The following is a 5,588-nucleotide window of genomic DNA, read 5'->3' on the forward strand; positions in this document are numbered from 1 at the left end:
AAGGGATAAGGAATATATTTGATAAATTATCCTTAAAAGCAAGATTTTAAATGATTTAAAGTAATCTCAAATTATATTCAAAAATTTAGAATTTCTAAAATTAACATAATACACCTTATACGAAATGTGTTATAATTTATTTTGAAATTCAAATACTTATTTCAAAGTTTATAGCCCGAGCATCACTGTTCGGGCTTTTTTTATGATTTTTCACGTTCCACGTATGTTTTTTGAACATTGTTCCACGTTTTTGATTAGTTGCCGTGAACAATCACCCTACCCATATGGCTTGAAAAACCTGCTCCAGAAGCCGCGTTGCTCGGGTTCTGGATCGATCTGTTCTGCCACTGGATAGCGTTTCGGTTGTTCTGGTGTAGTAACCTCACCATTGTTTGTAGTTGGCTCAGGTTCTGGATCAGTTGGAGATCCAGTCGGTTGCGCTGGGTTTTGATCGGTAAACGTAGTCATATTGGTTTTTGGAGCTTCCAAAAGACGTTGCATTGCCTCAATTTGTTCTTGATAGAAAGACTCTCGTTCTAAGGACTGGTTTTCTCGAAGCAAAGCTTGATTCAATTGTTTTTCAAGCATGTCAACTTGACGTTTAAGCATGTCAACTTCTGTCAGATGTTGACTGTCAATTGATTGACTTTGATTGACACTTGGTTCCTTTGGTTGAGGTTCACCAAAAACGCGGATTGCCTCAGAAAAGTCAATTAACCCATCTGATCCTTTAGATAAATTTCCTTTATTTATATGAGCATATATGGCCTGTCTTGAAAATCCATATAGCTTAGCTAACTCTGAAACTGATAGTTTTTTCATAATGTAAATTAACAGTCAACTTGTGTTAATAGTTGACTGTTAACTTGACAATGTCAATTGACAGTTAAGCTGTAAATCCAACTTGCTCAAGATATGGTAAATATTCTTTTAATTTCACAGGATCGCTTAACTGTTCAGCAATTCTTACTGCAAATTGGTCAAAGCTCTCTGTCCCTTGTGAATATTTCCCTAGCTCTGGTAATCGACAGAGTTTATTTGCAAAAAAATGGCGCTGAGCTATTGTCATTTTAAGAGCACGTTCTTCTAAATTGATCTCAGTATTTTTTTTAGTTTGTTTTGTTTTTAATTTCTTTTGTTTAAATGCGAATGAGAAGCCTTCTATCAACCTACCTTTTTTATGTTGTTGATATTCAACTTCTATATCTGAAAATTCATTAATTTGTTCGATGCTAACATCTAAAACACGTCTCTTAAATGCCTCCATTCGAGCATACTCATTAATACCGATACCAAGTTGTTCTCTAAACTTTTCTGTATTAAAAATAGGTGTATAGCCAACATTTTTCCATTGCTTGACTAACTCGTATAATCGAACAGCATAAATGCTCTTAAAATTTGCAGTTTGTTTTAGATGATAGCTAGTAAAATATGTTTCAAAGCCATCAATTTTCGTGACTTGATCAATAAGAACTCTTGTTAATGTAAGTAAAATGCGACCTTCACCTTTTTTATAATTTGCATCTTGTATCCATCGACTTTTTGTTACTGACCCATCTTCATTTTGAATAGTAAATTGTCGTTTAAAAAGAGTCTCTTCAGCTTCCAATAATGTTAAATATGCTGCATCAAGCGTAGTATTGAAGGCTTTAGCATATCTCGCTGCATTTAATTCAAGTGGTTGTTCAGTTGTAAGCCCTTTTCCTGTTTCTCTGGCATCAATGATTGCTAACTGTATTAGTCTTGCTTCAGATAAAGTTAAAGACTGAAGTGCCTGTATTAATTTATTAGATTTAACAACAAGATCTTTATTCTGCATGGCAATTATAGCAACAATTAAAATTATTGTTGTTATAACAACACTATATTAAGAAGTTGTCAAATAAATAAAATCTTTCTGATTGTGACTTTTTTAAAAATCGTTATATTTCAATAATTTATATTGTTTAAATTATATTTTTTAACCGAGAAAATGTTGTCATATACCGCAAAAAAACAATACTTTAGTGATTTTTTTTAATTTTTCAAAAAATTAAGTTATTGATTTTAAATGAATTAAAATTATATAGCAACATTTATATATTTTGTTGCTATAAACCGAGCAAACGTTGCTATATAACCGAGCAAACGTTGCTATATAACCGAGCAAACGTTGCTATATAACTCATAATATGCTTGCTATATAAGGCTTTCAGCGTGTCTAAAAGCATTTAAAAGCATTTAAAAACATTAAAAACCTTTTTCATTCAAAATTGCCCTTGGTTTTCGCTACGCTCAAACTCTATTGAACTTCGCTTTCGCTCAGTTCGCTGGGGCAATTTTCTGGCTAATCTCTTTGTGAATTTGATAAAAAGCAAAAGCAGCTCGGAATTCGCTTCGCTCATAGTACTTTTTTGCTCGCTTCGCTCGATCTAGAATCAAAAAATTGCAACTATTCAGATCATTTTTAGTATTTAGATTTAAAAAAAATGTTTTTCAGGGAGTCTAGGCGCAATTTTTGGTATGTTCGCTCGTGGACACTCGCTCTGATATAGCGATTAAAAGCAAAAAATAGGGGGTATGCGCGTTTTTTCACTGATTACCAAGAATCCCTATATTAAATAGAAAAAATGGCTTAAAACGCAAATGAGCGCAAAATGGAAAGCAGTTTATAGTCGTACTCAGGACTTTGATCTCAGTTATTTATGTGTGATGAGGGACACACAGATTTTTAATTTCGTTCAGCAGAATCGACTGCGTCAGGATTTTTTTAAGTGAGCTCCCCACTAACCGTTTTTAAAAAGTCGGATCAAAGACTTTGATTTGACTTGTTTTCTCAAGGTTCTTGGAATTTCTGGATCCGATGCCACTCGAATCTGATTTTCTAGGTCGATTTTTACAAATGTGGTTTGAGGGTTTAGACCGCCAAGCCTATGAAGTTGCCAAACTTCATCCTCAAACCACATTCTTCCAATTTTCTTACACACTCCAACTTAATGGTGTGTCCTTTCGTTACTCATTTCAATGCTCGCCTTTCACTCGAATTGAAATGCTTCCTCTGCCATTACAGCAAAGCCCTACTAAGTCACTCTCCCACAGTTCTGTTTTTTCGGAAGTTGCCTCCGATTGAATGAAAACCTCTTCAAATTAAAGAGAAATTTTCAAGCAATACGGCTTCAAACAAAACTGCTTCCCAAGTTAGTATTAAAACAGTTGTTTTCAGTTGCCTGAAAACTGGCAGAACCCGTGCCGATCTCCTACATACAACACCTACATTCCTATCTCCCCCGATCGCAGTTCCAAGTCGTATCAGGTTTATACAATGCAATATGTAGTTAATAATCATCCACGTTCACGCCTTACCCATATCGACATACACAGCCTAAAAAGCACCATGTTGACGACCTTACAGGCTTGAGCTATCCATTGATCTCGACAGCAAAACAGAATGTCTTCCGACAAATTCACTGTTCCACCTAAAATCGAGTACCGATTGCGCCAGCTTTCGCCTTGCAACCCTGACACCTCACGATGCCCTCAAAAGCCCACCTGTGGGTATAACCTACGCCCTTATCTTTATTTTTGTTTTTGACTTGGAGCGTCTGGTTATCAGCTATTGACGAGGTTACTCATTCCTTAAGTCCTCTGACTGTCTGTTTTAATACAGGGTTTTGGCCCTTTCAGCCTAGGAGGGAAGTTACTCCCACCGCCACGTCACCGTGATCCCGTGTCCTTGTCGCCCAACTGACCTCCACCTTGGGAGTGGAGGGTGTTCATTCATCAAAATGAGTGAACAGGTAGAAAGCGGGAGTCACACCCGCCAGCCCCTAGTGTAGCCGCGCCAGCTAGAGTTTCCTCACGCACGCAGCTTCACCACTAAAGCTTCTCAAAGACTGGCAATCCTCAAGAAGGGGGAGTGTGTCTGATTCATGGGTAGGCAACCCAGGAACCAAACAGAAAAGAATTGGCTCATGGATTGGCAGTCCACGCAAAAAATCAAAGACCCTAAAAGCGTTATATTTGATCAAGTTTCGGTCGTCAAGCCCATTTTGGGGAACTGCTATTTATAGAATCTCCGAAGGTGATTCACAATCATTCTTAAAGTCTCAAAAATTGCATTTTTGAGACTTTAAGAATTCTTTATAGAATTTTTAATAAATATCTTTTATAAATCTCTTATAGAATCACTTTATTAAAATCACTTTAAGAGTAATAAAAAAATGATTTATTACAGCTATGTTCCTAAAGATTTTACAAAACATGTCATGGGAATGATGACGAACGAATATGATCTTGTTTCTAAGAAATTCATATTGAATATGAATACTGATGAAGCAAGCCGTATGATTTCAAAATGGATTGAGCGTTATCATTTACTGGAAACAGCCCAACAAACCTATCGAAGAAGATTGAACAGTGAGCCAGTTTTTAGCTTGCTGGTTCATTTCACTTATAGTTATTTACCAGGACTGAGTGAGAGTGAATGCTGGGAAAAATTTGATAAAAATGAACCTGCTTTTTTGGTGCAAGTAGATGCTTACCTGTTTTGTCGAACCAGTGATGCTTTCTTATTGGATGAAAAAACTCAAAAAGTTTTGAGCAAAACAGACAAACAAGATTTATTGAAGATTAACCGTAAAATCTTTGAGATCTGTCCAAGTTCAGAGTCTTTTAGTTACATTGGTGATGTTAATCCAATCAGCTGTGGTAGATATGAACTGGTACGTCTGACCAAGCCGAAGAAAAGCATTAAAGAGCTTCAAGCCAAGAATTGGGCCAATGAAAAACATGTCACAGATTGGACCTGGCGTTTGACTGATAAAGCCTATAAGGAACAACTAGAACAAGGGAAAAGGGTCGTTTTGCGGTTTCAGAGCCTGATTGAAAAAAATGCCAGTCTGGATGAGAAGAAAGCCTATTTTGAACGCCATTTCCGGGCCTTGGAGGGCTATTTAGGCTACCGTGGGGTACGTCAGCAGATCGGAAATTTGTATCACCTGGAAAAACGCTTATTCAAGGATAAATATAATCAGCCCTGGTTTGATCATGGTGCCCGGACTTTAAAACTTTCATATATGAAAAAACTGAAAAGTCCGATTGCAAATAATTCATCATATCAAGAAGCAGAAGCTCATTTTAGGAGTGTATTAACGGAAGATCTCAACAAAAAATACGAAAAATGGAAGGCGAAGTCCAATAAAACCGAGGTATAGGATGTTTTTTCAATCAATCTCAATTAACAATGGTGATAACTCATGCAGAAATATCCTGATGATTATTATCTCAGCCGCCAAGAAATTGACGATTTGAGAGCTGAGGCTAAACACGCGGCAAAATATATGAAAGCTTTTTTCGATTTTAAGACCGAAGCTCGTTATTCATTTAGTGTGACATGGTCCGCCCAAGACGGAGAATTTATTGGGTTATGCGCTGAATTTCCGTCGCTATCCTGGCTAGATCCAGACCGTGATAAAGCACGCTCTGAACCGTACCGGGTTTGTCGGAGACTTTTTTATTTAAGTTAGGCCACCTGACCTAACGGGTTAATCTTATCATAGTACATTGCTTCAAACTCAAAAGGCGATACATAACCCAGTGCACTGTGTACA

General features: G+C 36.9%; 5 protein-coding genes. 3 read left to right on the forward strand and 2 right to left on the reverse strand.

The genetic code is table 11. The features are described from left to right. Window positions 1-276: 276 nt before the first annotated feature. Entirely contained in the window at window positions 277-822 is a 546-nt protein-coding gene (locus tag GBN19_RS14235) for a plasmid replication DNA-binding protein (RefSeq protein WP_096902787.1), read from the reverse strand. A 64-nt stretch (window positions 823-886) separates the two neighbouring features. Continuing rightward, a complete protein-coding gene (gene repM / locus GBN19_RS14240; RefSeq protein WP_096902786.1) occupies window positions 887-1,819 on the reverse strand; it encodes a replication initiation protein RepM in 933 nt (310 codons plus the stop codon). A 1,023-nt stretch (window positions 1,820-2,842) separates the two neighbouring features. Between repM and GBN19_RS14245 the strand changes: the two genes are divergently transcribed. The 3 genes from GBN19_RS14245 (at window position 2,843) to GBN19_RS14255 (ending at window position 5,504) form a co-directional block, all read left to right on the forward strand. Beyond that, a complete protein-coding gene (locus tag GBN19_RS14245; RefSeq protein WP_151778578.1) occupies window positions 2,843-3,109 on the forward strand; it encodes a hypothetical protein in 267 nt (88 codons plus the stop codon). A 1,090-nt stretch (window positions 3,110-4,199) separates the two neighbouring features. Beyond that, complete coding sequence (locus tag GBN19_RS14250; protein WP_228271291.1) at window positions 4,200-5,192, forward strand: hypothetical protein; 993 nt, start codon at window positions 4,200-4,202, stop codon at window positions 5,190-5,192. A 42-nt stretch (window positions 5,193-5,234) separates the two neighbouring features. Next, complete coding sequence (locus tag GBN19_RS14255) at window positions 5,235-5,504, forward strand: antitoxin HicB (protein WP_151778579.1); 270 nt, start codon at window positions 5,235-5,237, stop codon at window positions 5,502-5,504. The last annotated feature ends 84 nt before the right edge of the window (window positions 5,505-5,588 follow it).

This window comes from Acinetobacter brisouii, from assembly GCF_008993995.1.
In the GTDB taxonomy this organism is placed as follows: Bacteria; Pseudomonadota; Gammaproteobacteria; order Pseudomonadales; family Moraxellaceae; genus Acinetobacter; species Acinetobacter brisouii_A.